General features: G+C 70.9%; 20 protein-coding genes. 11 read left to right on the top strand and 9 right to left on the bottom strand.

What is annotated here, in order from left to right:
* Both C7416_RS23005 and C7416_RS23000 read right to left on the bottom strand, forming a co-directional pair.
* The coding region (locus C7416_RS23005) for a carboxyl transferase domain-containing protein (protein WP_309250943.1) at positions 1-290 on the bottom strand (290 nt) is incomplete at its 3' end.
* Between the two features lie 57 nt (positions 291-347).
* On the bottom strand, positions 348-2072 hold the full coding sequence (locus C7416_RS23000) for an AMP-binding protein (RefSeq protein ID WP_111521067.1): 1725 nt from the start codon (positions 2070-2072) through the stop codon (positions 348-350).
* Positions 2073-2415: 343 nt separating this feature from the next.
* Between C7416_RS23000 and C7416_RS22995 the strand changes: the two genes are divergently transcribed.
* From C7416_RS22995 to C7416_RS22945, 11 genes are all read left to right on the top strand, one after another.
* Entirely contained in the window at positions 2416-3111 is a 696-nt protein-coding gene (locus C7416_RS22995) for a TetR/AcrR family transcriptional regulator (RefSeq protein ID WP_111521066.1), read from the top strand.
* Between the two features lie 75 nt (positions 3112-3186).
* Positions 3187-3555, top strand: a complete 369-nt coding sequence (locus C7416_RS22990) for a VOC family protein (protein ID WP_111521065.1) — start codon at positions 3187-3189, stop codon at positions 3553-3555.
* A gap of 128 nt (positions 3556-3683) precedes the next feature.
* Complete coding sequence (tolA, locus tag C7416_RS22985; RefSeq protein ID WP_111521064.1) at positions 3684-4460, top strand: cell envelope integrity protein TolA; 777 nt, start codon at positions 3684-3686, stop codon at positions 4458-4460.
* Positions 4461-4651: 191 nt separating this feature from the next.
* A complete protein-coding gene (locus C7416_RS22980; RefSeq protein ID WP_111521063.1) occupies positions 4652-5215 on the top strand; it encodes a cysteine dioxygenase family protein in 564 nt (187 codons plus the stop codon).
* A gap of 56 nt (positions 5216-5271) precedes the next feature.
* Positions 5272-5730: an Lrp/AsnC family transcriptional regulator gene (locus tag C7416_RS22975; protein ID WP_062799292.1), complete on the top strand. Its 459-nt coding sequence runs from the start codon at positions 5272-5274 to the stop codon at positions 5728-5730.
* 327 nt (positions 5731-6057) lie between these two features.
* The gene (gene rpoD / locus C7416_RS22970; RefSeq protein ID WP_111521062.1) at positions 6058-8025 is read left to right on the top strand and encodes an RNA polymerase sigma factor RpoD; all 1968 of its coding nucleotides are present in this window, start codon (positions 6058-6060) and stop codon (positions 8023-8025) included.
* Between the two features lie 37 nt (positions 8026-8062).
* Positions 8063-8641 (top strand): DUF2760 domain-containing protein, encoded by a 579-nt coding sequence (locus C7416_RS22965; protein ID WP_111521061.1) that lies wholly within the window; start codon positions 8063-8065, stop codon positions 8639-8641.
* Positions 8638-10485 carry an Hsp70 family protein gene (locus C7416_RS22960; RefSeq protein ID WP_111521060.1) on the top strand — a complete coding sequence of 616 codons (1848 nt, stop codon included), beginning with the start codon at positions 8638-8640 and terminating at the stop codon, positions 10483-10485. The genes C7416_RS22965 and C7416_RS22960 overlap by 4 nt, the downstream gene beginning before the upstream one ends.
* Before the next feature lie 28 nt (positions 10486-10513).
* A complete protein-coding gene (locus C7416_RS22955) occupies positions 10514-13294 on the top strand; it encodes an Hsp70 family protein (protein WP_111521078.1) in 2781 nt (926 codons plus the stop codon).
* Between the two features lie 64 nt (positions 13295-13358).
* Positions 13359-14150: a protein-L-isoaspartate(D-aspartate) O-methyltransferase gene (locus C7416_RS22950; protein ID WP_111521059.1), complete on the top strand. Its 792-nt coding sequence runs from the start codon at positions 13359-13361 to the stop codon at positions 14148-14150.
* 40 nt (positions 14151-14190) lie between these two features.
* On the top strand, positions 14191-16611 hold the full coding sequence (locus C7416_RS22945) for a spermine/spermidine synthase domain-containing protein (RefSeq protein WP_111521077.1): 2421 nt from the start codon (positions 14191-14193) through the stop codon (positions 16609-16611).
* Between the two features lie 42 nt (positions 16612-16653).
* Here C7416_RS22945 and C7416_RS22940 read toward each other — a convergent pair whose 3' ends face one another.
* The 7 genes from C7416_RS22940 to C7416_RS22910 all read right to left on the bottom strand — a co-directional run bounded on the left by C7416_RS22940 (position 16654) and on the right by C7416_RS22910 (position 25052).
* Entirely contained in the window at positions 16654-17532 is an 879-nt protein-coding gene (locus C7416_RS22940) for a class II glutamine amidotransferase (protein WP_111521058.1), read from the bottom strand.
* 142 nt (positions 17533-17674) lie between these two features.
* Complete coding sequence (aspT, locus tag C7416_RS22935) at positions 17675-19372, bottom strand: aspartate-alanine antiporter (RefSeq protein ID WP_111521057.1); 1698 nt, start codon at positions 19370-19372, stop codon at positions 17675-17677.
* 33 nt (positions 19373-19405) lie between these two features.
* On the bottom strand, positions 19406-20782 hold the full coding sequence (locus C7416_RS22930) for a BatD family protein (RefSeq protein WP_240988163.1): 1377 nt from the start codon (positions 20780-20782) through the stop codon (positions 19406-19408).
* An 11-nt stretch (positions 20783-20793) separates the two neighbouring features.
* Complete coding sequence (locus tag C7416_RS22925) at positions 20794-22455, bottom strand: VWA domain-containing protein (protein ID WP_111521055.1); 1662 nt, start codon at positions 22453-22455, stop codon at positions 20794-20796.
* The gene (locus C7416_RS22920) at positions 22455-23531 is read right to left on the bottom strand and encodes a vWA domain-containing protein (RefSeq protein ID WP_111521054.1); all 1077 of its coding nucleotides are present in this window, start codon (positions 23529-23531) and stop codon (positions 22455-22457) included. The genes C7416_RS22925 and C7416_RS22920 overlap by 1 nt, the downstream gene beginning before the upstream one ends.
* Entirely contained in the window at positions 23518-24033 is a 516-nt protein-coding gene (locus C7416_RS22915; protein WP_111521053.1) for a DUF4381 domain-containing protein, read from the bottom strand. Before C7416_RS22915 ends, C7416_RS22920 begins: the two co-directional genes overlap by 14 nt.
* The gene (locus C7416_RS22910; RefSeq protein ID WP_111521052.1) at positions 24030-25052 is read right to left on the bottom strand and encodes a DUF58 domain-containing protein; all 1023 of its coding nucleotides are present in this window, start codon (positions 25050-25052) and stop codon (positions 24030-24032) included. The genes C7416_RS22915 and C7416_RS22910 overlap by 4 nt, the downstream gene beginning before the upstream one ends.
* Positions 25053-25065: the final 13 nt, after the last annotated feature.

The raw sequence follows: 25065 nt of genomic DNA, 5'->3' as shown, positions 1-25065 counted from the left end.
CGGCCGATGCCGGTGATGATGCCGGCGCCGGGCGCGGCATCGTCGTACATGTCGTACGCGGCCAGCTGCGACAGCTCCAGGAACGGCGTGCCGGGGTCGAGCAGCTGCTGCACGCGCTCGCGCGGCAGCAGCTTGCCGCGCGCCAGGTGCTTGTCGCGCGCGGCCGCGCCGCCGCCTTCGGCGAGCTTCGCGATCTTTTCCTGCAGGTCGGCAACCAGGTCCTGCATTGCCTGCGCATTGGTCCTGAACGACTCGGAGCGGGCGTTCAGCTTGGTTTCAATTACCGCCATAGGGGCCTCGGGCAGTCGGTTATCGGTTGTACAGGGTTAATCTCTCGGACCTGGCACTCAGGCCGTCCGGGATTCATCGAGGTTCAGTTCACGCACCATCTGGTCGCGCATCACGAACTTCTGCACCTTGCCGGTCACGGTCAGGGGCATCTCGTCGACAAAGCGGATGTAGCGCGGAATCTTGTAGTGCGCGATCTGATCGCGGCAGAACGCGCGGATCTCGTCTTCGGTGGCACTCTCGCCCGGCTTCAGCACGATCCACGCGCACACCTCCTCGCCATACTTGGCATCGGGCACGCCGAACACCTGCACCGCCTGGACCTTGGGATGGCGGAACAGGAATTCCTCGATCTCGCGCGGGTAGATGTTCTCCCCGCCGCGGATCAGCATGTCCTTGACGCGGCCGACGATATTGCAGTAGCCCTCTTCGTCAATGGTGGCGAGGTCGCCGGTGTGCATCCAGCCGTCGCGGATGGCTTCGGCGGTGCGGGCCTGGTCGTCCCAGTAGCCCAGCATCACCGAATAGCCGCGCGTGCACAGCTCGCCTTTCTCGCCCACCGGCACGGTGGCGCCGCTGGCATCGACGATCTTGACCTCCAGGTGCGGCTGGACCCGGCCCACCGTAGTGGTGCGCTTGTCGAGCGGATCGGTGGTGCTGCTCTGGAACGACACCGGACTGGTCTCGGTCATGCCATAGGCGATGGTCACCTCGGACATGTGCATCTGCGCCACCACCCGCTTCATGGTCTCGATCGGGCACGGCGAGCCGGCCATGATGCCGGTGCGCAGCGAGGAGAAGTCGTAGTCGGCGAAACGCGGATGGTCGAGCTGCGCGATAAACATGGTCGGCACGCCGTGCAGCGCGGTGCAGCGCTCTTCGCTGACCGCGCGCATGGTGGCCTCGGGCTCGAAGGCCTCGCCCGGGAACACCATCGCCGCGCCGGTCGACACACACGCCAGCACCGACAGCACCATGCCGAAGCAGTGGTAGAACGGCACCGGGATGCACAGCTTGTCCTGCTCGGAGAAGCGCATCGCCATGGCGATAAAGCGCGCGTTGTTGACGATATTGCGATGCGTGAGCGTGGCGCCCTTGGGCGCGCCGGTGGTGCCGCTGGTGAACTGCACGTTGATCGGGTCATGGCGGTCGAGCTGCGCCGTGATGCGGTCGAGCTCCGCGCGCGCCACGCTGGCGCCGCGCGCCAGCACCTCGGCATAGCGGATCATGCCCGGGGTCTCGCCCTCGCCCATGCGGATCACCCAGCGCAGCGACGGCAGCCGCGCGGCCTGCAGCGCGCCCGGCGCGCTCGTGGCCAGCTCCGGCGCCAGCGCCTGCAGCATCTCGAGGTAGCGCGAGGTCTTGAAAGCCTCGGCGGCAACGATGGCCTTGACGCCGACCTTGTTCAGCGCGTACTCCAGCTCCGCCAGCCGGTACGCCGGATTGATGTTGACCAGCACCAGGCCCAGCCGGGCGGTGGCGAACTGGGTCACCAGCCACTCCACGCGGTTCGGCGCCCAGATGCCGACGCGATCGCCCCTGGCCAGGCCAAGCGCGTGCAGCCCGGCTGCCAGCGCATCGATGGCTTCGGCAAACTCGCGCCAGTTCCAGCGTACGCCCTGCTCGCGAAAAACCACGGCCTCGCGTTCCGGGAACGCTGCCACGGTCTGCGCCAGCAGCGCCGGCACGGTCTGCTCGGACAGCGCAATGCTGGTGTCGCCACGGACGTGCGATAGCCCGCCGATCGGCAGGATGGTGGGAAGCGGCTCTCCCTGCATCTTCATTGTTGTCTCCAAAGCGCTCGGTTTCGACTTGAGTTGAGCGAAACTCAAGGTCACGAATATCGCCGGGGTGATTCACCCAGTCAGGGTTAACCCCGTGAAGCTGCTGTCAGTGCTGCCGGATAGCCGATCGACTTCCGGTCTCGTCACATCGGAATGACGGAAAGGTATACGGGCCGGCCGGAAAATTCAACATTAATTTGAGGCTTACTCAACTTCGCGCGGAAATGGAGTACGATGTGACGGCATTGCGCCGCGACCGCCTGGTCCGCGCAGCCGCAGTTCCGCGCCCTGCACCGGGTACGGCCTATCATTCGCGCTTTCGCCTGCCGGGGATACCGACACCATGGAAGACAACGCCGCCACCCGCCGGATACCGTCCGGCGCCAGGGCGGAACAACGCATCCGCGACATCCTGCGCGTCAGCCGAGAGGTGTTCGCCGAACTGGGCTACGACAAGACCACCACCACCGAGATTGCCCAGCGCCTGGGCGTGTCCGAGGCCACGGTGTTCACGTACTTCCAGAGCAAGCGCAAGCTGTGCGTGCGGGTCATCGAGGACTGGTACGACGAAATCATCGACGCGGTCGAGCGCGGCATGCCGCGCGAGCAGAGCACCAGGGACCAGCTGGCGTTCTACGTGAAGACGCACCTGCGCCTGTTCCTGATCCAGGGCACCGGGCTGTGCGCGCTGGTGCTGTCGGAAGGACGGGCCAAGGGGCCGGAGCTGGGGCAGGAGTTCGTGCCGCTGCAGCGCCGCTATACGGCGCCGCTGATGGAGCTGCTGGCGCGCGGCCGACAACATGGCGAGATTCGCGCCGACCTGCCGCTGAGCCTGTTGCGTTCCGCCATCCTGGGGCCGATGGAGCATATCCTGTGGGACGCCATCGCGCGCGAGCGCGAGGTCGATATCGACAAGACCGCCGCGGGCATGGTGGCCCTGCTGTGGCCCGCGCTGCAGCCCGCGAATCTCGAGCTGGAGGCGCTGCGCGCCTTCCATGGCGAAGTCGGCGCGGCGCTGAGGAAGCTGGACAACGCCTGACCGGAGCGCCGGGCACCGCGCGCAAAATCCTTGTACGCTGGAGGCCGGGGTTGTTTCCATCGCGGAGATTGCGACATGGCCATCCAGCTCAACCACACCATCGTCTTCTCTCACGACAAGCAGGTCTCGGCGGACTTCCTGTGCGAGGTCCTGGGCCGCCCGCCGGCCGAGCCGTTCGGGCCCTTCCTCGGCGTGGCGCTGGACAACGGCGTGACGCTCGACTTCATGGACGCGCAGGGCGAGATCGCCATGCAGCACTATGCCTTCCTGGTCAGCGACGCCGAGTTCGACCACGGTTTTGCGCGGGTCCGCGCGCACCGGCTCACCTACTGGGCCGACCCGTACCGGCGCCGCCCCGGCGAGGTCAATACCGATGACGGTGGCCGGCGCATCTATTTCGAGGATCCCAGCAAGCACTTCCTCGAGATCTTCACCAGGGGCTGAGACCCGACGCGGCCTTGCCGTGCCTTTGGCGAGACAGCGGCAGGCGCCGCCTGTGCCGTCCTGCGCTTGGTTGATGCGGTTGCGCCTCATAGAATGAAATGGCCTGGTTTCCGCCGCATCCAAGGACCATGCAGACCGCCGCCTCCCCCTACCAGCCCGTGCGCGAGCGGCGCACGCTGACTTGCTTCCTGCTGGCCCTGCTCATGCACCTGCTGCTGGGGGCCCTGCTGTACTACGGCGTGCGCTGGCGCAATGCCGTGCCGACCGGGGTCGCCGCGGAACTGTGGGAGCCCGTGCCCGAGGCCACCGTGCCCGAGCCCGTGATCAGGCCGGCGCCGACCCCGCAGCCCGTCGAGGAGGAAGACGCCGATATCTCGCTGCAGGAAAAGCAGCGCAAGGCCAGGCAGGCCGAGCGCGAGGCCCAGCGCGAGGCCGAGCAGCAGCGGCAGCGCGAAACCCAGGCCCGCGCCGAAGCGGCGCGCAAGGAGGCGCAACGCAAGGCCACGGAAGCGCAGCGCCAGGCCAGCAATGCCGAGCGCCAGGCCGAACTGGCGCGCCTGCGCGCGCAGGCGGGCGGCGCCGGGGCCACGGCCAACACCGGGGCCGGTTCCGGATCGTCGGCCAGGCCGTCGTCGGGCTATGCCGAGCGCGTGCGCCAGCGGGTCAAGCCCAACATCATCTTCAACGACGATGTCGCCGGCAATCCGGCGGCGGTGGTCGCCGTGCACATGGCGCCCGATGGCTCGCTGCTGTCGACGCGGCTCGCCAAATCCAGCGGCAATGCCGGCTGGGACAACGCGGTGCTGCGCGCGGTGCAGCGCTCGGACCCGCTGCCGCGCGACAGCAACGGCGTGGCGCCGTCCAATATCCTGATCACGTTCTGGCCCAAGGACGAGGGCGGCTAGCCCGGGGCCACGACCGCATCCCGTAGCGTGCGCTCCCGCACCAACGACGGTCAGATAGAAAAAAATTCCAATAAATGTCGTTATATCGGAATGGCATTACAATTCCAGCCTGCCTGGAAGGACAAATCGCATGCCTGTGCTACCGCCGGTCCATATCATGAATAGACAAGAACAAGCCGACGAAGCCCGCCATGACGACCGCCTCACCCGTTATTGCCTCTCCTCTTGCCGCCGCCCGCCAGGCCGGCGCCCCGCTCGACCGGCTGGCGCTCGACCTCGCCGACATCTTCAGCAACAGCGCGCGCCTGGTTGCCAGCCACATCGCGCAGCATCTGCCCGACACCGAAACGCTGCTGGCGGCGTTGCCGCCGGGTGCCTTGCTTGGCGCCGCCGACACCTATACCCGGCACCTGGTCTACGGCGATCCGCTGGAGCGCTTCTCGGCCATGGTGCTGGTCTGGCGCCCGGGCCAGGCCAGCCCGGTGCATGGCCACCGCACCTGGTGCGCCTACCGCGTGCTGCGCGGCACGCTGACCGAGCAGCACTACCGGTGGGATCCCGCCAGCCGGCACGCGCGCCATGCCAGCACCGTCACGCGCAGCGCCGGCGATACCTTCAGCGTGCCGGGCGGCCTGCAGCATATCCACGCGCTCGGCAACGCCAGCGACGAGATCGCGGTTTCCCTGCATCTCTACGGGGTCAGCCGCGACCATATTGCAACCGGCGTGAACCTGCTGGTGCCCGCCGACGCCTGACCGACCCGCTGCGCGCCTGGTGCGGGCGCTCCCTCTCCAACTGACCGCCACGCACCATGGACCGCTACGACAAACAGATCCTCGCCCTGCTGCAGGAAGACGCCACCTTGCCGGTGGCGGAAATCGGCGAGCGGGTCGGCCTGAGCTCGACCCCGTGCTGGCGCCGCATCCAGAAGCTGGAGGAAGCCGGCCTGATCCGCAAGCGCGTGGCGCTGCTCGACGCCGCCAAGCTCAATGCCGGCGTGACCGTGTTCGTCTCCGTCCGCACCAGCCAGCACAACGTGAAATGGCTCAAGCAGTTCCACGGACTGGTGTCGTCGATCCCGGAAGTGACCGAGTTCTACCGCATGGCGGGCGACACCGACTACCTGCTGCGCGTGGTGGTGCCCGATATCGCTGCCTACGACCGCGTCTACAAGAAGCTGATCCAGGGCGCCGAGCTGGCCGACGTCAGCTCCAGCTTCGCGATGGAGCAGATCAAGTACACCACCGCGCTGCCGCTGGACTATGCCTGAGGCGGCACTTGAACGGCCGTAGCGCAGCGGCCGGACTGGCGCGCCCTTGCAATTTCCGCCATGGCAGCGGCGTCTGCCGCGCTTTTCAGCGCATCCTGTTGCAAATACCACGCATTCCGGCAGACTAGCCGCCACGCATTCCGGGCCCGGAACCTGCTGCGACGCAGCAATGGCTGTAGAATATGCGGCCCCTATTCAAACGGCCGCGGCCAACGGTTATCCGCCCCGCCCCCGCCGAACCCCACGCGAGCCTTGACAGCAGGTTGGAATCACGCGCCCTCGTGCGCACTGCCGTCGACACGCGATGCACGAAGGAAACAGCAGTCAATGACAAGTGGCGCACAACGAACGGCAGCCAAAACACGAGCAGCAGCAGTCAAGGACAACGGCCAGGCCAGCCCGGCCGCGGCACACACTGATCCGACGGCCGAAGCCGCCGCGCGCAGCCAGCAGCTGCGCGCGCTGATCCAGCTGGGCAGGCAGCGCGGCTACCTGACCCACGCGGACATCAGCGACCACCTGCCCGAGAACTTCACGGATACGGCCGCGATGGAAAGCATCGTCGGCACCTTCGCCGAGATGGGCGTGAAGATCTACGAGCAGACCCCGGATGCCGAGACCCTGCTGCTCAGCGACGGCCCGGTGGTGGCCTCCGACGAGCAGGCCGAAGAGGAAGCCGAGGTCGCGCTGGCCACGGTCGACTCCGAGTTCGGCCGCACCACCGACCCGGTGCGCATGTACATGCGCGAAATGAGCTCGGCCACGCTGCTGACGCGCAAGCAGGAAGTCGAGATCGCCAAGCGCATCGAGGAAGGCCTGAACAACATGGTCCACGCGATCTCGGCGTGCCCGTTCACCGTCGCCACCATCCTCGAGCTGTCGGCCAAGGTCGCCGCCAACGAGATCGGCATCGACGACGTGGTCGACGGTCTCAGCGACGAGACCATCGCCGAGCCGGCCGCCGCCGCCGCGGATGACGCCGACGACAGCAGCCTCGACAGCACCGACGAGTCCGACGAAGACGACGACGACAGCGCCGATGAAGGCAGCAGCGGCCAGCAAAGCGCCGAAGCCGACCTGGCCCGCCTGCGCGACGAATGCATGAAGCGCTTTGCGCGCGTCGCCGAGCAGTTCGAGCGCATGCGCGCCGAAAGCGAAGCCGGCCGCGCCGCCGCCCCGGCCTTTGCCGCCGCGCGCGACGCGGTGCGCGAAGAGCTGCGCACCATCCGCTTTACCGCCCGCACCATCGAGCGCCTGTGCGCCAACGTCCAGGGCATGGTCGACGAGGTGCGCGCGATCGAGCGCCAGGTGGTGCAGCTGCTGGTCGAGCGCTGCGGCATGGAGCGCGAGGATGTCATCGCGCGCTTCCCCGGCAACGAGACCAACCTGGCCTGGGGCCAGGGCCTGGCCGCCGAAGGTCGCCCCTACAGCGCCGCGGTCGCGCGTGCGCTGCCGGACCTGGAAGCGCACCAGCAGAAGCTGATCGACATCCAGTCCCGCGCGGCGCTGTCGCTGGCCGAGCTGAAGTCGGTCAACCGCAAGATGCTGGCGGCCGAGCGCCAGATGCGCCAGGCCAAGCACGAGATGACGCAGGCCAACCTGCGCCTGGTGATCTCGATCGCGAAGAAATACACCAACCGCGGCATGCAGTTCCTGGACCTGATCCAGGAAGGCAACATCGGCCTGATGAAGGCGGTCGACAAGTTCGAATACCGCCGCGGCTGGAAATTCTCCACCTACGCCACCTGGTGGGTGCGCCAGGCGGTCACGCGCGCCATCGCCGACCAGGCCCGCACCATCCGCGTGCCGGTGCACATGATCGAGCAGATCAACAAGCTCAACCGCCTGTCGCGGGAGATCATGCAGCAGACCGGCAAGGAACCCGATCCGGCGGTGCTGGCCGAGCGCCTCGACATGACCGAGGACAAGGTGCGCTCGATCATGAAGATCGCCAAGGAGCCGGTGTCGATGGAGACCCCGGTGGGCGAGGACGGCGACACCAGCCTGGGCGACATGATCGCCGACTCGGACACCGCCACGCCCGCCGATGCCGCGCTGCAGGCCGGCCTGCGCGCGGTGGTGCGCGAGATGCTCGACGAACTCTCGCCGCGCGAGGCCAAGGTGCTGCGCATGCGCTTCGGCATCGACATGTCGACCGACTACACGCTGGAAGAAGTCGGCAAGCAGTTCGACGTTACGCGCGAGCGCATCCGCCAGATCGAAAGCAAGGCGATGAAGAAGCTGCGGCATCCCAGCCGCGCGGACCAGTTGATCACCTATCTGCGCGACGCCTGAGCGGTCCTTCGCATCCGCGCACAGAGGAGTGTTATCCATGCCTGACCCGAACCTCTCTTTCTTTGGCAGGCTCTCGCTTGCCATGGGCACCTTCTTCGCGATCCTTGGCAACCGCGAGCTGGCCGCCGGCATCAAGCGCCTGCGCGCAGGCGAGCCCGCCGCGCAGGCCGCCCCGGCCCCGGTGACGGCACCCGCCCCGGCGCCGGTTGCCGAGCCCGCCCCCGCGCTGAAGGAAGCCAGCCCGGTGGCCGCGCTGCAATTGCTCGGACTGCTGCAGCGCGACGCCCGCTTCGTCGACTTCGTCGAGGAAGACATCGCGCGCTATGCCGACGCCGAGATCGGCGCCGCCGCGCGCCTGGTGCACGATGGCTGCCGCGCGGTGCTGCGCGAGCATTTCACCATCCGCCCGGTGCGCGAAGAGGCCGAGGGCAGCCGCGTGACGCTGGCCGACGGCTTCGATGCCAGCGCGATCCGCCTGACCGGCAACGTGGTCGGCAGCGCGCCGTTCCATGGCGCCATCAGCCATCGCGGCTGGAAGGTCGAGGAAGTGCGCCTGCCGCGCCTGGCCGAGCGCCACGACGCCAGCGTGATCGCCCCCGCCGAGGTGGAGCTATGAGCGAGGCCCGCTACGCCATCGGCATCGACCTGGGCACGACCCACAGCGCGGTCTCCTACGTCGACCTGGCTGCCAGCGATGGCGAGAACACCAGCCAGCGCGTGCTGCCGATCGCGCAGCTGACCGCGCCCGGCGCGGTCGAGGACCTCGACCTGCTGCCCTCGTTCCTGTACCTGCCGCACGAAAGCGAACTGGCCCCGGGCGACCTGAACCTGCCGTGGAGCGCCGCGCGCGACTTCGCGGTCGGCGAGATGGCGCGCAGCCGCGGCGCGGGCACGCCGATCCGGCTGGTGTCCAGCGCCAAGAGCTGGCTGTGCCATCCCGGCGTGGACCGCCGCGCGGCGATCCTGCCGGCCGACGCGCCGCCGGAGGTGCCGCGCGTATCGCCGCTGGAGGCCTCAGTGCGCTACCTGACGCATCTGCGCGAAGCGTGGGACCAGGCCCATCCCGACGCACCGTTCGGCGAGCAGGACGTCACCGTGACGATCCCGGCATCGTTCGACCCTGCCGCGCGCGAACTGACCGCCGAAGCCGCCGCGGCGGCCGGCTATGCCCGCATGACCCTGCTCGAGGAGCCGCAGGCCGCGCTCTACAGCTGGATCCAGAAAAGCGCCGGCCAGTGGCGCAAGCAGGTCAGGGTGGGCGACATCATCCTGGTGGTCGATGTCGGCGGCGGCACCACCGACCTGTCGCTGATCGCCGTGATCGAGCGCGACGGCAACCTTGAGTTGCATCGCATCGCGGTCGGCGACCACATCCTGCTGGGCGGCGACAACATGGACCTGGCGCTGGCCCACGTGGTGGCGCGCAAGCTGGCGGCGCAGGGCACGCAGGCCGATCCGTGGCAGCTGCGCGCGCTGACCTACGCCTGCCGCGCGGCCAAGGAAACGCTGCTGACCGACCCGGCCACCGATGCCGTGCCGCTGGTCGTGCCCAGCCGCGGTTCGAAGCTGATCGGCGGCTCGATCCGCACCGAGCTGACCCGCGCCGAACTGACCCAGACCATTCTCGAAGGGTTCTTCCCGCAAGTCGACGCCGCGGCGCGCCCGGTCACCCGGGCCCGCGCCGGCCTGACGCAGCTGGGCCTGCCCTACGCGCAGGATGCGGCCATCACGCGCCACCTGGCCGCGTTCCTGGGCCGGCAAGCGGGCGCGCTGGCCGAGATCGAAGGCCTGCAGGCCACGCAGCCGGAAGGTGCCAGCTTCCTGCGCCCCACCGCCGTGCTGTTCAACGGTGGCGTGTTCAAGTCGGGCCTGCTGGTCGAGCGCATCCTGCAGACGCTCAACGGCTGGCTCGCTGCCGAGGGCGCGGCGCCGGCGCGCCTGCTCGACGGCGCCGAGCTGGACCTGGCGGTGGCGCGCGGCGCGGCCTATTACGGCTACGTGCGGCGCGGCAAGGGCGTGCGCATCCGCGGCGGCACCGCGCGCGCCTACTACGTCGCGGTGGAATCGTCGATGCCCGCGGTGCCGGGCTTCGAACCGCCGATCCAGGCGCTGTGCGTGGCCCCGTTCGGCATGGAAGAAGGCACCGAGGCCGAGCTGCCGCCGCAGGAATTCGGCCTGGTGGTCGGTGAGCCGGTGCACTTCCGCTTCTTCGGCTCGTCGGTGCGGCGCCAGGACCAGGTCGGCACCCTGCTCGACTTCTGGGGGCCGGAGGAACTGCAGGAGCTGGAAGAGATCCAGGCGACCCTGCCCGCCGAAGGCCGCACCGCCGGCGAAGTGGTGCCGGTGAGGCTGCATGCGCGCGTGACCGAGGCCGGCACGCTCGAACTCGAGGCCGTGCCGCGCGCCAGCGGCGAACGCTGGAAGGTGCAATTCGACGTGCGCGGCAACGCCGATGCCTGAAGCCGCGGCAGCGGCGATGAAGCAGTCGATGAAGCAATACATCGTCGGCATCGACCTCGGCACCAGCAACACGGTGGTGGCCTACGCCCGGGCCGGCTCCGACGATATCCGCGTGCTCGACATCGACCAGCTGGTCGCGCCGGGCGAGGTCGCGGCCCGCCCCCTGCTGCCGTCGGTGCGCTACCACGCGGCGCCGGGCGAGCTCAACGGCGATGACCTGCAGCTGCCCTGGCAATCGGCCGCCAGCGCGGCCGCGCGCCGCACCGTGTTCGGCCGCCTCGCGGCGACGCTGGGCGCGCAGGTGCCGGGCCGGCTGGTGGCCAGCGCCAAGAGCTGGCTGTCGCATGCCTCGGTCGACCGCACCGCGCCGATCCTGCCCTGGGGCGGCGAGGAGGATCTCGACAAGATTTCACCGGTGGTCGCCAGCGCGAGCTATCTCGGCTATGTCTGCGCCGCCTGGAACCACCGCTTCCCCGACGCGCCGCTCGAACAGCAGGACGTGGTGCTGACCGTGCCGGCGTCGTTCGACGAGGGCGCGCGCGCGCTGACGCTCGAAGCCGCGCGCCTGGCGGGCCTGCCCGCGTTGCGCCTGCTGGAAGAGCCGCAGGCCGCGCTCTACGACTGGCTGTTCCACCATCGCCAGACGCTGGAGCAGGACCTTGCGCAAACCCGGCTGGTGCTGATCTGCGACGTCGGCGGCGGCACCACCGACCTTACGCTGATCCGCGTGGCAATGCAGGACGGGCAGACGCAGCTGACACGCATCGGGGTGGGCAACCACCTGATGCTCGGCGGCGACAACATGGACCTGGGGCTGGCGCACCAGGTCGAAGCGCGCCTGGGCGAAGGCGCGCCGGCGCAGCCGCGCCTGTCGGCCGCGAGCCTGTCGCAGCTGGTGGCGCGCTGCCGCGCCGCCAAGGAACAACTGCTGGGCGCGGACGCGCCCGATGCCGTCAACGTGACGCTGCTGGGCGCGGGCTCCCGGCTGGTCGGCGGCGCGCGCTCGGTGCAGTTGACGCGGCAGGAAGTCGAGCGGCTGGTGGTCGACGGCTTCTTCCCCAACGTGCCGGCCAGCGAACGGCCGCGGCGCGCGCGCGGCGCCATCGTCGAGTTCGGCCTGCCCTATGCCGCCGATCCCGCCGTGACCCGCCACGTCGCCGCCTTCCTCGGCCAGCATGCGGCGCAGGCCCGCGCCGCGCTCGGCATGGAGGACGCGCCGGACGATGCCCTGCCGGTGCCGGACACGCTGCTGCTCAACGGCGGCGTGTTCCGCGCGCAGGCGCTGGCGGAGCGCATCGCCGACACGCTGGGCGGCTGGCGCGGCACGCCGCTGCAGGTGCTGCACAACGCCGACCCCGACATTGCCGTGGCCCGCGGCGCGGTCGCGTATGCGCGCGCGCGCGCCGGCCAGGCGCCGCGCATCGGCGGCGGCTCGGCGCGCAGCTATTTCCTGGTGCTCGACGATGGCGCCGCCGGCCAGCAAGGCATCTGCCTGCTGCCGCGCGGCACCGAGGAAGGCCACGAGATCCACCTCAGCGACCGCACTTTCGCCTTGCGGCTGGGGCACCCGGTGCAGTTCCACCTGGTGTCATCGGTGGCCGAGACGCCCTACCAGCCCGGCGCGCTGACCGACCTGTCCGGCGGCGACTTCGTGCGCCTGCCGCCGATCGCCACCGTGGTGCCGACACGCGGCGCCGGCGGCCCGCGCGAAACGCCGGTGCAGATCACCACGTCGCTGACCGAGGTCGGCACGCTCGAAGTCCACTGCATCAATACCGGCGATGCCGCGCAGCGCTGGCGCCTGGAGTTCCAGCTGCGCGGCAACGATGCCGCCGCGGCACCCGCGGCGCCAACGGCCCACCCATCGCTGCCGCAGGCTTTGGAACTGATCGACCGCACCTTCGGCGCGCGTTCGCAGGAGGTCGGGCCGAAGGAAGTCAAGCGCCTGCGCGCGCAGCTGGAGCAGATCCTGGGCGCGCGCGAGCAGTGGGACAGCGCATTGCTGCGCGAGCTGTTCGGCGCCTTGTGGGAGCGCGCCAGGCGCCGCCGCCGCACCGCCGACCATGAGCGCCTGTGGCTGAACCTGGCGGGCTATTGCGTGCGCCCCGGCTTCGGCTATCCGCTCGACGAATGGCGCGTCACGCAGCTGTGGTCGCAGTACGACCAGGGCATCCAGTACGTCAACGAAAGCCAGAACTGGTCGGAATGGTGGACGCTGTGGCGGCGCGCCGCCGGCGGGCTGGACGAAAGCGCGCAGCTGCGCCTGCTGGAAGACATGGCCTTCTACCTGCAGCCACCAGGCAGCGCGCACTTCAAGAAACCGGCCGGGCCCGCCCGGGGCGGCTATGCCGACATGGTGCGGCTGGCCGGCTCGCTCGAGCGCCTGCCCGTCGACGCCAAGACCGAGCTGGCCGGCTGGCTGCTGACCCGGCTGCGCAAGCCGTCCGAGAACAACCAGGGCTGGTGGGCGGTGGGCCGGATCGGCGCGCGCATGCCGTTCTACGGCAGCGCGCACAGCGTGGTGCCGGCCGATACCGCTGGCCAGTGGCTGGACGCCATCCTGGCGCTCGACTGGAAAAAGGTCGAGCCGGCCGCGTTCGCCGCGGTGCAGATCGCACGCATGACCGGCGACCGCACCCGCGACCTGCCCGACGCGCTGCGCGCGGACGTGGTGCGCCGGCTGGAAGCCGCCAGCGCGCCGCCGGGCTGGATCGCGATGGTGCGCGAGGTGGTCGAACTCGACGCCGCCGACGAGGGACGGGTATTCGGCGAGGCGCTGCCGGCCGGCCTCAAGCTGATCGCGGGCTAGCCAGCCCGTGGCCGGGAGGGCCGGCAAGCGCCTCGTTTGCCACTTGCCGGCGCCTGCGCAGCCGATGACCTACGATGACGGTAGGCTCCCCGGGAGTCCCATCGTGCAGCCGTCCGCCCGCCATCCCTCTATCGTCCTTCTCGCCTCGCTCGCCGTTGCCGCCATGGCATCGGCCGGGCTGTGCCGCGCCGACGACGCACGGCAGAAGCAGCGCGCGGAGATGGTCAGCGAGATTGCCGCGATCGACGCCGGCGCCGGCGTGCCCAACCGCAGCCACGGCATCGCCCCGGGCGTGATGGCCGTGATGGGCCAGGTGCCCCGCCATGAGTTCGTACCGGACCCGCAGAAGCCGCACGCCTACGAGAACCGGCCATTGCCGATCGGCCATGGCCAGACCATTTCGCAGCCGTATATCGTGGCGCTGATGACCGACCTGCTGCGGGTCCAGCCGGGCGACAGCGTGCTCGAGATCGGCACCGGCTCCGGCTACCAGGCCGCGGTGCTGAGCCACCTGGCGCGCGCGGTCTACACCATCGAGATCATCGAGCCGCTCGGGCGCCAGGCGTGCGAGCGCCTGAAGCGGCTGGCCTACCGGCAGGTGGCGTGCAAGGTGGGCGACGGCTACTACGGCTGGGACGAGCACGCGCCCTATGACGCCATCGTCGTCACCGCCGCGGCCAGCCACGTGCCGCCGCCGCTGATCCGCCAGCTCAAGCCGGGCGGGCGCATGGTGATCCCGGTGGGCGCGCAGTTCCTGACGCAGTACCTGCTGCTGGTGGAAAAGTCCGCTGACGGCAGCGTCAGCACCCGGCAGATCCTGCCGGTGCGCTTCGTGCCGCTGGTCGGCAAGCACTGAGGCGCGGCACCCGGGCCGGCCGCCTCACGCGATGAACGCGATGCCACGCCCGCCGCTGTTCGCCCTGGCCTTGCTGTCCGCCGCCGCGCTGGGCTACGAAATCCTGCTGATGCGGCTGCTTTCGATCATCCTGTGGCATCACTTCGCCTACATGATGATCAGCGTGGCCCTGCTCGGCTACGGCGCCGCGGGGGCGCTGGTGGCACTGGCGCAGCCGGTGCTGGTGCGGCATTTCGTGCCGGTGTTTGCCGGCGGCGCGCTGCTGTTCGGCATCAGCGCCCTGGTCTGCTTCGAGCTTGCGCAGCGGGTCGGCTTCAACCCGCTGGAAATCCTGTGGGAGCCCACGCAGCCGCTGCGCCTGGTGGCGATCTACCTGCTGCTGTTCGTGCCCTTCCTGTGCGCGGCCACCAGCGTGTGTTTGAGCTTTGCGCGCTTCCCGCTGCAGGTGCCCCGGCTCTACAGCTTCGATATCCTTGGCGCCGGGCTGGGCAGCTTGGGCATCATCGCCGCGCTGTTCGTGCTGGCTCCGGTCGATGCCCTGCGCCTGGTCAGCATGGCGGGCATGGCGGCCGCGGCGCTGGCCTGCTTCGAATGCCGCTCCTACCGCTCCAATCGCCCCTGGCTGCCGGCGCTGCTGCTGGCGATGGCAGCCGTGCCGGCGGCCATCCCCGGCAGCTGGATGGCATTGCGGCCGTCGGAGTACAAGGAGCTGAGCCAGGCGCTGCGCGTCGCCGGCGCGCGCGTGGTGGCGCAACGCTCGAGTCCCCTCGGCCAGGTCACGGTGGTCGAGAGTCCGTCGATCCCGCTGCGCCATGCGCCTGGGCTCAGCCTGAATGCCACCGCGGAACCGCCGCCGCAACTGGCCGTGTTTACCGACGGCGACGGCCTGAGCGCGCTCAACCGCCATGACGGCCGGCGCGAGCCGCTGGCCTACCTGGGCGACCTGACCTCCGCGCTGCCATATCACCTGCTGCGGGCGCCGCGCGTGCTGGTGCTGGGCAGCGGTGCCGGCGCCGACGTGCTGCAGGCGCTTTACCACGGCGCCAGCGCGGTCGATGCCGTCGAGCTGAACCCGCAGGTGATCGGGCTGGTGCAGGACCGCTTCGGCGCGTTCTCAGGCAAGCCGTACAGCGCGGCCGGGGTGCAGGTGCATGTGGGCGAGGCGCGCGGCTTCCTGGCGGCCAGCCGGCAGCGCTACGACCTGATCCAGGTGGCGCTGCTGGATTCCTTCAGCACTTCGTCGGCGGGCCTGTACGCGCTCTCCGAAAGCTACCTCTATACCGTGGAAGCGTTCGAGGCCTACCTGCGCCACCTGCGGCCCGGCGGCCTGCTGGCGATCACGCGCTGGGTCTCGCTGCCGCCGCGCGATATCCCCAAACTGTTCGCCACCGCGGTGGCAGCGATGACGCGCGCAGGCGTGCCCGACCCGTCGCGCCGGCTGGTGCTGCTGCGCGGCTGGAAGACGGCCACGCTGGTGGTCAAGCAAGGCGATTTCCAGCCCGCGGAAATCGACGCGCTGCTCGAGTTCGGCCGTGCCCGCTCGTTCGACGTCGAATACCATCCCGGCATCCGGCCCGGCGCGGCCAACCGCTACAACGTGCTCGACCAGCCGCACTTCTATGCCGCCGCGCAGGCACTGCTCGACCCCGGGCGCGAGCTTTTCCTGTCGCGCTACAAGTTCGACGTGCGCCCCGCCACCGACGACCGGCCCTACTTCTTCCACTTCTTCAAATGGCGCACGCTGCCGGAGCTGATCTCGCTGAAGGCGCAGGGCGGGCTGCCCTTGCTGGACTGGGGCTATCCGGTGCTGGTGGCGACGCTGCTGCAGGCCATCGCCGCGGCGCTGCTGCTGATCGGCGTGCCGCTGCGGGTGCTGCGGCGGCGCGCGCCAGCGTCACCGGTGCCGGCCGCGCGCACCGGCTTCTACTTCGTCGCGGTCGGCCTTGGCTTCATGTTCGTCGAGATCGCCTTTATCCAGAAATTCATCCTGTTCCTGAGCCATCCGCTCTATGCCGTGGCGGTGGTGCTGTGCGCGTTCCTGTGCTTCGCCGGGCTGGGCAGCCGATTCGCGCCGCGCCTTCCCGCGCGCCCCGGGCCCGGGCGCGGCCGGCGTCAGGTGGCGCTGGCGATCGGCGGCGTGTGCGCCGTGGCGCTGCTCTACCTGGTGACGCTGCCCGTGGTGTTCCCGCTGCTGATCGCCTGGCCCGATCCCGCCCGGGTCGCCATTGCGGTGGCGCTGATCGCGCCGCTGGCCTTCCTGATGGGGATGCCGTTCCCGCTCGGCCTGTCCGGGCTTGCCGCGCGCGACCACAAGCTGGTGCCGTGGGCCTGGGGCATCAACGCCTGCGCCTCGGTGGTGGCGGCCGTGCTGGCCACGCTGCTGGCGATCCACGCCGGCTTTACCGTGGTGGTGCTGGTGGCGCTGCTGCTGTATGCCGCCGCTGCGCTGGCGTGCCCCTGAGGCTTGCGTGGTGCCGCTGTGCCCGTGCCCTCGGCCCGCCCCTCAACCCGCGGCCCCGTTGCCCTGCGCCGCGTGCAATGGCGGCGGGCTGGGCAAGCGCGGCACGAAGCGGTGGCGGTCGATCTCGCCGCCCCGCGCCACCAGGATGGTGCCCTCGGGTATCTCCTCCCACACGCCCTGCACGTCGATCAGCGGCTCCGACAGCACCAGGAAGGCGTCGTCGCCCGCGGCGGCGATGCGCGGGTCGTCTGGATAGAGCTCGCGCAGCTGCCGGAACGAGGTGCTGTGGAACAGCGAGCGCGAGTTGGTCTCGCTCGAATAGCGCACCGCCACGATCTGCCGGCCGTCGGTCACGCACACCGTCATGTTGAGCGGGAACTGCACGTCGTGGCGCTGGCCGACGTCCTCGATCAGCCCGGCCATCTGCTCCAGCGCACCGACCGGGTCGCGTTCCAGGCCGAAGGTCAGCGCCAGGAAGAACATCACCTCGGAATCGGTCGAGCCCTCGATCCAGCGGAACAGATGCGGCGCCACCGCCATCATCAGGTCGCGCCGCACCAGCGGATAGTCGCGGATCAGGCCGTTGTGGACGAACAGCCAGCGGCCGAAGCGGAACGGATGGCAGTTGGTTTCCTGCGTCGGCGTGCCGGTGGCGGCGCGCACGTGCGCGACGAACATCGGCGCGCGCACCGCCCGGGCGGTCTCGCGCAGGTTGGTGTCGCTCCACGCCGGATGCAGGCAGCGGTAGCGGAACGGCACCTCGGCATGGCGCCCGTACCAGCCGACGCCGAAGCCGTCGCCGTTGGTGGTGGTATGGCCGAGCCGGGAATTCAGGCTCTGGTCGATCAGCGAGTGTTCCGGCTGGAACAGCACCGTTTCCAATGCAACGGATCTGCCCGAATAAGCCAGCCAGCGGCACATATTGCTCCTCCTTGTCCTTGGCGGGTGCGGCACGGTGCCCTCCGCCCCACACTTCAGTTGTAGGACGGCGCGGCGCGAACGGCAAAGAAATGGCCGCTCAGGCACCCTCAGGCACCCTCGGGCACCATCGGGCACCCGGCACTCAGGCGAAGCGGTAGGCCAGCGAGATAATGATCGGCCCCAGCACCGGCAGCAGCACGTTGGCGATGGCATAGGTGATGGTGTAGCCCAGCAGCGGCACCGAACTCTGGCTGGCGGCCAGGATCGCGCTGATCGCCGGGGTGCTGACGTGCTGCCCGGCGATCGCGCCGACCAGCAGCGGGCCTTCGATCCGGAGCAGCTTGTGCCCGATCCACAAGGACAGGCACGCCGGCCCCAGCGACACCGCCAGCCCGATCAGCGGCAGCACCGCGCCATGCTCGCGGATCAGCGCGATCGCATCCGGCCCGGCCGACAGCCCGACGCAGGCGACGAACACCGCCAGCCCGAGGTCCTTCAGGATCTGCACCGCTGACGCCGGAAAGGTGCCGAGCGACGGCTTGCGCGACTGGGCCCAGCCGAACACCAGCCCGCTCAGCAGCGCCCCGCCGCCGCTGCCCAGCGAGATGTGCATGCCGCCCAGGTTCACGCTCAGCGTGCCCACCAGCAGGCCGGCCAGGATGCCGACGCACAGGAACACCAGGTCGGTGACCTCGGAGGCCTTGGCCTCCACGCCGATGCCAGCGATGGCCTCGGACAGCGACGGCTCCAGGCCGACGATGGTGATCACGTCGCCCAGCTGCAGCGGCGTCGAGCGCGTGATCGGCAGCGACAGCCCCGAGCGCCGCACTTCCAGCACCCAGACCTCGCGCAGCCGCCGCGGATCGGCCAGGCGCGCCAGCTCGCCGAGGGTCTTGCCGTTGACCCGGCGCTTGTTCACCACTACCCGCTTTTCCACCAGCTGGATGGCATCGGTGTGCGCCTCGGGCAGCAGCACTTCCGGGCCGGTCAGCGCGGCGGCCTTCAGGAGGTTGCTGCGGATGCCGACCATGGCGAGGATATCGCCGGCCTGCACGGCGTCGTCATCGGCCAGCTCGATGCTGGCCCCGCCGCGCAGCACCTTGACCACCGAGGCCCGGCCGCCGACCTGGTGCTGCAGCTGGCTGACCGTCATGCCGGCGGCCTGGTGCACCGAGTAGGCGCGCCCGATCAGTCGCGGCAGCGCCGGCTGGGTGGCGACGTCGTCGTCGGAGGCCGCCTCCATGCGCGCCGCGACCTCGCGCGCGGCCTGGCGCAGGTCGATGCCGAGCAGTGCCGGCGCGATCTGGCTCGTGAAGAAGACGATGCTGATCAGCCCGACCAGGTAGGTCAGCGTATACGCGGTGGCGATATTGGCTTCGTAGCGACCCACGGTGGCGGCATCCAGGCCCAGGTGCTTGAGCGCTTCGGCGGCGGTGCCCACCACCGCCGACTCGGTCGCGGCGCCGGCGGCCAGCCCGGCCGCGGTGCCCGGATCGAAGCCCAGCCAGGCCGCCGCGGCGAGCGCGATCGCCAGCACCACCACCGCCTCCACCACCGGCAGCACCATATAGCGCAGGCTCGAGCGGTTCAGGTTGGCAAAGAACTGCGGCCCGCCGGAATAGCCCATGGCGAAGATGAACAGGGCAAAGGCCAGGTCCTTCAGCTCGCCATGCATCTGGCAGCCGGTCTGTCCCATGAACAGCGCGACGATCAGCGTGCCGCACACGCCCCCCAGCTGGATCGGTCCGACCCGCGCCTTGCCGACGAAGTAGCCGAGTCCGACGGTGATGAACAGCACCAGCAACGGGTTGGCGGCAAAGGCATCAACGGTACAGGTCATGGGGGCGCGGGTTGGTTGGTGGGGAGCGGCGGGTCAGGGATTGAGCGGTGGCAGCGCCGGCTCGGCACGGCGCCGACGCACTGGCGCAGGCCTGGCGTGCCGGCCCAGCGCCTGGGCCAGCGGGTTGCCGTCCCAGGCAGACGGGACCGGCACCGCCCCGTAGAGATGGCGTTGCAGGCCGGTCACGGCATCGGCCAGCGCGGCGTCACCGGCGGCTTCGGCCCAGGCCGCGGGCGTGGTGCCGTGGGCGGCGCGGGTCCAGCCGCCCAGCGCCTGGCTGGCGGCGGCCGCATCGCCCGCGCGGCACGCCTGCAACGTGGCCGTCAGCCGCGCATCGGCGCTCTCGGCGCGGGCACGCCGGCGCCCGGCACGGCGTTGCCGCAGGCGCGCCAGGCGCGGCCGCAGCCGCCGCCACAGCAGCGCCAGCACGGCGGCGCCGAGCAGCGCGCCTGCGGCCCACAGCAGCGTGCGCCACGGCAGGCCGCCCGCGTCCGTCAGCGCGCCGGCCGACGGCCCGCCCGGCGCCAGCGCCCCGCCGTTGCGCGCGGCGGCCACCTCGACCTTCACCGCCGGCGCTTCGGATCTGTCGGGCCGGCGCGTGGCGGGATCGACCCAGTCCACCGTGACCGCCGGCAGCGTATAGGTGCCGGGCCGCTCGAACACATAGGTCAGCGTATCGACGCGCGTGCCGCCCGGTTCCGGCGCCGCCTGGGCCTGGTCGGACAGCCGCGCATCCGCGCGGAACAGGCGCACGCCGCGCGGCGACGCGGCATGCGGCGGCACGATCATCATCGCCTGGGTCTGCGGCGCAAAGGTGGTGACGGTGCGCACCAGCGCATCGCCCGCATGCAGCCGCACCACGCCGTGGTCGGGCTTGTGATCCAGCGTCTGCGTCACGCTGAGCCGCGCCACCGGCAGCAAGCGCCGGCCGGCGGCGGCGCCCGCCGCCGCGGTGCTGCTGCCACCGGTGCCGGCCCGGATCGTGGTGACCGGCAAGGTGACGCTGCCCTCGCGCGGCGCGCCGTCGTCGCCGGCGTAGGTCACCCGGATGGTTGCGGCCGGCAGCCGGAACTCGCCATCCTGCTCGGCAGTGAAGGCGTAGGTCTTGCGGATGCCCGCATAGGCCACGCCGTCGATGGTCTCGGTGGAATTCACCGCGCGCGTATCCGGCAGAGTGACCACCGCGCCCGGCACCTGGAGCGTCGGAAACTCCGGTGCCGACAGGAAATAGTTGGGCGCGAGGATGGTGACGTCGATGCCGACCTGCTGGCCCACCAGCACCGGCTGGCGCGCGCCCACCTGGACGCGCACGATGGGCCCGGCGGCCGCCTGTGCCAGCCAGGGCCACAGCCACGCCGCCAGCCAAAGCACCAGCGGCGCAGCGCAGCGCTGCCACGCGCGCGGCGGCATGGCGTGGCGCCTCATCGCGCGCCCTGCGCCGGCGCCGCCTGCCCGTGCTGCAGCGCGAACTTGCGCTGCAGCAGGTCGGTCGGCGTGGTCTGGATCGCGCGCATCCACATCTCGGCGTCCTGCGCCAGCACCACCTGCAGCGACTTGCCGCCCGGCGCCGACGGCTTCGCGGCGTCGTACTTGACCTGGTCCGGCGGCAGGTCGGGCGGCTCTTCGCCGTCGTCGGGATCCGGCTTTTCCTGCGGCAACTGCTGCGCCAGCAGCTTTTCCATCAGCGCCAGGTTGGCGGCTGCCTCTGGCCACTGCGGCTGTCGCTTCAGCGCCTGGCGGTAGCGCGCGGCGGCCTGCTGGTACTGGCCCTGCCGCGCCAGCGCATTGCCCTGGTTGTAGTCGGCCTGCGCGGAATCGACGCGCGCGAAGCTCTGCACCGCCTGCGCGTACTGGCCGGCGCGATACTCTGCGATGCCGCGCCACATCGGGTCGTCGAACAGCGTCGCTGCGCGGGCAAAGTCGCCCTGCTCGAAGGCGCGCCGGCCTTGCTGGTCGTGCGTCAGCCACAGGTCGACGAAGCGCCATGGGCGTAGCGCACTGGCTTGCGCGGCTGGCGCGGATGCCTGCGCGCGCGCCTCGGGCGGTGCGCCAAGCGCCAGCGCCAACAACAAGCCCGCACTCCAGCGCACGGTCCAGCCCTTGCGGAACCACAGCACCGCCAGCAGCGCGAGCGGCGGCACCAGCCACCACCCCTCGTCCTTCCAGCGGGTACGGTCGCCCGCCTGCATCTGCTCGAGATGCGACTGCACGTGGCGCTGCACCCAGGCCACGTCGTCGTCGCTGTCGGGCGTAAAGGTCGCCACCGGCACGCCGCTGTCATCGCCGAAGCGCTCCAGCGCTTTCACGTCCAGCCGCGCAAACACGCGCGCGCCGTCCTGCTCGACGAAGCCGCCGGCGGCATTGCGCAGCGGCCCGCCCTGCTCGGTGCCCAGCGCCAGCACCACCGGCTGGCTGCGGCCGCTGGCGGCCTGGGCGCGGAATGCCGCCGCGGCGGCGGGGTCGACGCCGTCGGTCAGGAACAGGATGGTGCCCGGCACCGGCTCGCGCTTCAGGTCGGCGTCGATCACGCGCAGCGCCTGCGCCATGTCGCGCCCGGGCACCGGCATGATGCGGGTCTGCAGCGCGTCGGCGAAGGTCTGCAGCAGGCTGGCGTCGTCGGTCAGCGGCAGCACCAGGTGGGTCGAGCCGGCATAGGCGTAGAGGGCGGTGCGGCCGCCGTCGCGGCGCGCCAGCAGCGCCTTGATCTTGAGCTTGGCCCGCTCCAGCCGCGTCGGCGTGACGTCGACCGCGTCCATGCTCGGCGACAGGTCCACGGCGATCGCCAGCGGTGCCTTGTCGTCGAGGAACGGCGGGCGTTCCTGGCGCCAGCTCGGGCCAGCCAGCGCCACCGTGCCCAGCGCCAGCAGCAGCGCGGTCAGGTGCACCGGGCGCAGCGCCAGGCGGCGGCGTTCGCCGAGCATCAGCGCGTCGAGCAGGTGCGGCGCGATGGTGTCGCGCCAGCGGCGCCGCACGTCGCCGCGGCGCCGCACCGCCCACACCAGCAGCGCGGCCGGCAGCAGCCCCAGCAGCCACCACGGGCGCAGGAAATGGAAGTGGGCGAGCGGGTCGAGCCAGGCCGGCATCAGCGCCCGCTCCCGGCGGCATCCGCCATCGCGCCCGCCACTTCCACCACTTCCGCGACTTCCGTCGCTTCTGCCCCATCGGCACGGCGTCGCCGCGGCCGCGCGACCCACGCCGAATAGCCGAACATCAGCAACTGGTACGCCAGTACCAATGCCAGCGCCGCGCCCAGCGGCCACATGAAAAGCTCGCGCCGCGGCCGCCACGACAGCGTCTTCTGGTCATGCGGCGTGATCCGGTCGAGGGTCGCGTAGATGCTCTCCAGGCCGGCCTGGTCGGCGCCAAAGAAGTAGCGCCCGCCGGTCTGCGCCGCCAGCCGCTGCAGCACGTCGAGGTCGACTTTCTGCTCGCCTGCGGCGTTGGGGTCGCCGATGCCGATGGTATGCACCACCACCTTGCGTTCGCGCGCGATGCCGCCGGCGCGCTCGGGTGGCATCCGGCTGGCGGTGTCGTTGCCGTCGGTGAGCACGATCATCACGCGCTCCGGCGCTTCGCTGTGCCCGAACAGCTTGATGCCGAGGCCGATGGCATCGCCCAGCGCCGTGCTCGGTCCGGCCATGCCGGGTACCAGGTCGGCCAGCAGCGCCTGCACCAGCTGGTGGTCCAGCGTAAACGGCGCCAGCGGGTACGGCGCATCGCCGAACACCACCAGGCCGATGCGGTCGCCCGGGCGCCGCGCCACGAAGTTGCCGACCACCTGCCGCACCGCCTGCACGCGCGGAATCAGCGCCCCGGACGGATCGCGGAAGTCGCGCGTGTCCATCGACTGCGACAGGTCCAGCGCCAGCAGCAGGTCGCGCGCGGGCTGCACCTTCTGCACCGGCGCCTCGAGGTACTGCGGCCGCGCCAGCGCGGTCACCACCAGCACCCACGCCAGCGGCGCCAGCACCCATTGCAGCCGGTTGCGGCGCGGCACCACGGCGCCGGCCGCCGGCGTCAGCCCGGCGGCACTGGCAACCTCGCCAAAGAACGGCAGCCGCACCGACGGGCTTTCCTCGCGGTACGGCGGCAGCCACCACCACAGCAGCAAGGGCAGCGGCAGCAGCGCGAACAGCCACGGATATTCAAACTGGTACATGGTGCTCCGCGATCCAGCGCCGGCATGCCGCGGCCACGGCGCGCACCTCGGCGTCGGGCCATTGCGCCAGCGCGGCGTCGCCGCGGTACTCGGCGTCTTGCACCAGGGCCGCCAGCTGCGGCGCGACATCCCCGGCCCGGCCCGCATGCGCCCGCAGGAATTCGGCCCAGCCGGCGCCGGCCAGGCTGGCCACCTGCGCGCGCGGCCACGCCGCCAGCGCGGTGCGCTTGAGCAGCGCCGCCATTGCGCGCAAGGCGGCGGCGCGGTGCGCGGGGTCGGGGTCCTGCGGCAGCGCCGCCAGTTCCGCCAGCGCCTCGCGCCGGTAGCGGTTGGCGCGGTAGCGCCGCCACGCGCGCCAGCCGGCCCAGGCCAGCGCCAGCAGCAGCACGCCGCCGGCGATCGGCCAGCCGATGGTCTGCGGCATCCACGACGGCGGCGGCGGCACGGCGAGGTCGGCCAGCGTTGCCAGGGTCGCCGGGGCGGCGCTGTGCGTCAGGCTCATCGCGCGGCCCCCGCGCGTTGCCGCACCGGCGCCTGCTGCAGCGGCCGGCCCAGCAGCCGGCGCAACTGCGGCGCGGTCTCCTCGGCAGCGGACAGCGGCAGCAGCGGCACGCCCATGGCATGGTGCCAGTCCAGCAGCGTCCTGGCGCGGGCATCGGCAAACTCCGCGATGCCGCGCCGCGTGGCGGCATGGCCGAAGCCCAGCTCGACCTGCAGCTCGCCATCGCTGACCACCAGCTGCCCCGAGCCCGGCAGCGCGCCGAGGAACGGGTCGTGGACCAGGATGGTCAGCACATCGTTGTGCGTGGCCAGTGCCAGCATCAGGTCGCGGGTGCGGCTGTCGTGGCCGTCGAAATCGCTGACGACGATCACCAGGCAGTCGTGGCGCGCCATGCGCGCGGTGCGCTCCAATGCCGCGTTGAGCTGCCCCGCGGCGCGGCGCGCCGGCGCATCGGCGCGCAGGGCCTGGTTGAAGCGCGCGATGCCGCCCAGCAGCTGCTGCACGGCGTCGCGGCTGCGGCGCGGCGCAAACGCCTCGATGCGGTCGTCGCCCAGCACCACGCCGCCGACGCGGTCACCTTCGGCGAGCACGCGCCACGCGGCCAGTGCCGCCGCCTCGGCCGCGCTGACCGATTTCATCGCGCGCCGGCTGCCGAAGAACATGTTGATGCGCTGGTCCACCACCAGCAGCACCGGTCGGTCCTTTTCCTCGGTGTAGACGCGCACATGCGGCTGGCCGGTGCGCGCGGTCACGCGCCAGTCCATGCTGCGGAGATCGTCGCCGGGCAGGTACAGGCGCAATTCCTCAAAGGTCAGACCGCGCCCGCGCACGCGCGAGGCATGGCGCCCGGCCAGCACGCTGTGCACCGGCTGGCGCGGCAGGAAATGGAAGTCGCGCGCCGCCACCTCGAGCCGGGCGAGCGCCGCGGCATCCACGCTGACACCGGCCACCGCCTGCGAAGACGGCGGGTGCGCCGCCGCCGGGGCGGCGCGGGCGATGGCGCGGAATGGCAGGCGCATGACAGGCCCTCGC

Origin of the sequence: Cupriavidus phytorum, assembly GCF_003254285.1 — a bacterium.
Classification (GTDB): Bacteria; Pseudomonadota; Gammaproteobacteria; order Burkholderiales; family Burkholderiaceae; genus Cupriavidus; species Cupriavidus phytorum.
This window is presented reverse-complemented; position numbering and strand designations above follow the sequence as displayed.

Bases quoted from the DNA above. Each gene is read 5' to 3' on its own strand.
- C7416_RS23000 (WP_111521067.1), bottom strand. From the start codon at position 2,072: ATGAAGATGCAGGGAGAGCCGCTTCCCACCATCCTGCCGATCGGCGGG.
- C7416_RS22995 (WP_111521066.1), top strand. From the start codon at position 2,416: ATGGAAGACAACGCCGCCACCCGCCGGATACCGTCCGGCGCCAGGGCG.
- C7416_RS22990 (WP_111521065.1), top strand. From the start codon at position 3,187: ATGGCCATCCAGCTCAACCACACCATCGTCTTCTCTCACGACAAGCAG.
- tolA (WP_111521064.1), top strand. From the start codon at position 3,684: ATGCAGACCGCCGCCTCCCCCTACCAGCCCGTGCGCGAGCGGCGCACG.
- C7416_RS22980 (WP_111521063.1), top strand. From the start codon at position 4,652: ATGACGACCGCCTCACCCGTTATTGCCTCTCCTCTTGCCGCCGCCCGC.
- C7416_RS22975 (WP_062799292.1), top strand. From the start codon at position 5,272: ATGGACCGCTACGACAAACAGATCCTCGCCCTGCTGCAGGAAGACGCC.
- rpoD (WP_111521062.1), top strand. From the start codon at position 6,058: ATGACAAGTGGCGCACAACGAACGGCAGCCAAAACACGAGCAGCAGCA.
- C7416_RS22965 (WP_111521061.1), top strand. From the start codon at position 8,063: ATGCCTGACCCGAACCTCTCTTTCTTTGGCAGGCTCTCGCTTGCCATG.
- C7416_RS22960 (WP_111521060.1), top strand. From the start codon at position 8,638: ATGAGCGAGGCCCGCTACGCCATCGGCATCGACCTGGGCACGACCCAC.
- C7416_RS22955 (WP_111521078.1), top strand. From the start codon at position 10,514: ATGAAGCAATACATCGTCGGCATCGACCTCGGCACCAGCAACACGGTG.
- C7416_RS22950 (WP_111521059.1), top strand. From the start codon at position 13,359: ATGACCTACGATGACGGTAGGCTCCCCGGGAGTCCCATCGTGCAGCCG.
- C7416_RS22945 (WP_111521077.1), top strand. From the start codon at position 14,191: ATGCCACGCCCGCCGCTGTTCGCCCTGGCCTTGCTGTCCGCCGCCGCG.
- C7416_RS22940 (WP_111521058.1), bottom strand. From the start codon at position 17,532: ATGTGCCGCTGGCTGGCTTATTCGGGCAGATCCGTTGCATTGGAAACG.
- aspT (WP_111521057.1), bottom strand. From the start codon at position 19,372: ATGACCTGTACCGTTGATGCCTTTGCCGCCAACCCGTTGCTGGTGCTG.
- C7416_RS22930 (WP_240988163.1), bottom strand. From the start codon at position 20,782: ATGCCGCCGCGCGCGTGGCAGCGCTGCGCTGCGCCGCTGGTGCTTTGG.
- C7416_RS22925 (WP_111521055.1), bottom strand. From the start codon at position 22,455: ATGCCGGCCTGGCTCGACCCGCTCGCCCACTTCCATTTCCTGCGCCCG.
- C7416_RS22920 (WP_111521054.1), bottom strand. From the start codon at position 23,531: ATGTACCAGTTTGAATATCCGTGGCTGTTCGCGCTGCTGCCGCTGCCC.
- C7416_RS22915 (WP_111521053.1), bottom strand. From the start codon at position 24,033: ATGAGCCTGACGCACAGCGCCGCCCCGGCGACCCTGGCAACGCTGGCC.
- C7416_RS22910 (WP_111521052.1), bottom strand. From the start codon at position 25,052: ATGCGCCTGCCATTCCGCGCCATCGCCCGCGCCGCCCCGGCGGCGGCG.